The organism is Franconibacter sp. IITDAS19 (assembly GCF_023079515.1).
Lineage (GTDB): Bacteria > Pseudomonadota > Gammaproteobacteria > Enterobacterales > Enterobacteriaceae > Franconibacter > Franconibacter pulveris.
This window is the reverse complement of the sequence record NZ_JALJCP010000018.1, coordinates 1-1568: the sequence shown is the minus strand read 5'-3', so window position 1 is coordinate 1568 and position 1568 is coordinate 1. Positions and strand designations below refer to the sequence as shown.

At 54.7% G+C, this 1568-nt stretch carries 1 rRNA gene; it reads left to right on the top strand.

Annotated elements, in window-relative coordinates:
• Positions 1-17: 17 nt before the first annotated feature.
• Positions 18-1559, top strand: a 16S ribosomal RNA gene (locus MT962_RS22180).
• Positions 1560-1568 lie beyond the last annotated feature (9 nt).

Below are 1568 nucleotides of genomic sequence, written 5' to 3'. Positions count from 1 at the left end.
CATTGAGCATCAAACTTTAATTGAAGAGTTTGATCATGGCTCAGATTGAACGCTGGCGGCAGGCCTAACACATGCAAGTCGAGCGGTAACAGGGATCAGCTTGCTGATTCGCTGACGAGCGGCGGACGGGTGAGTAATGTCTGGGAAACTGCCTGATGGAGGGGGATAACCACTGGAAACGGTGGCTAATACCGCATAACGTCGCAAGACCAAAGTGGGGGACCTTCGGGCCTCATGCCATCAGATGTGCCCAGATGGGATTAGCTTGTAGGTGGGGTAACGGCTCACCTAGGCGACGATCCCTAGCTGGTCTGAGAGGATGACCAGCCACACTGGAACTGAGACACGGTCCAGACTCCTACGGGAGGCAGCAGTGGGGAATATTGCACAATGGGCGCAAGCCTGATGCAGCCATGCCGCGTGTATGAAGAAGGCCTTCGGGTTGTAAAGTACTTTCAGTGGGGAGGAAGGCGTGATGTTTAATACGCATCGCGATTGACGTTACCCACAGAAGAAGCACCGGCTAACTCCGTGCCAGCAGCCGCGGTAATACGGAGGGTGCAAGCGTTAATCGGAATTACTGGGCGTAAAGCGCACGCAGGCGGTCTGTTAAGTCAGATGTGAAATCCCCGGGCTCAACCCGGGAACTGCATTTGAAACTGGCAGGCTTGAGTCTCGTAGAGGGGGGTAGAATTCCAGGTGTAGCGGTGAAATGCGTAGAGATCTGGAGGAATACCGGTGGCGAAGGCGGCCCCCTGGACGAAGACTGACGCTCAGGTGCGAAAGCGTGGGGAGCAAACAGGATTAGATACCCTGGTAGTCCACGCCGTAAACGATGTCGACTTGGAGGTTGTGCCCTTGAGGCGTGGCTTCCGGAGCTAACGCGTTAAGTCGACCGCCTGGGGAGTACGGCCGCAAGGTTAAAACTCAAATGAATTGACGGGGGCCCGCACAAGCGGTGGAGCATGTGGTTTAATTCGATGCAACGCGAAGAACCTTACCTGGCCTTGACATCCAGAGAACTTTCCAGAGATGGATTGGTGCCTTCGGGAACTCTGAGACAGGTGCTGCATGGCTGTCGTCAGCTCGTGTTGTGAAATGTTGGGTTAAGTCCCGCAACGAGCGCAACCCTTATCCTTTGTTGCCAGCGGTTAGGCCGGGAACTCAAAGGAGACTGCCGGTGATAAACCGGAGGAAGGTGGGGATGACGTCAAGTCATCATGGCCCTTACGGCCAGGGCTACACACGTGCTACAATGGCGCATACAAAGAGAAGCGACCTCGCGAGAGCAAGCGGACCTCATAAAGTGCGTCGTAGTCCGGATTGGAGTCTGCAACTCGACTCCATGAAGTCGGAATCGCTAGTAATCGTGGATCAGAATGCCACGGTGAATACGTTCCCGGGCCTTGTACACACCGCCCGTCACACCATGGGAGTGGGTTGCAAAAGAAGTAGGTAGCTTAACCTTCGGGAGGGCGCTTACCACTTTGTGATTCATGACTGGGGTGAAGTCGTAACAAGGTAACCGTAGGGGAACCTGCGGTTGGATCACCTCCTTACCTTAAAGA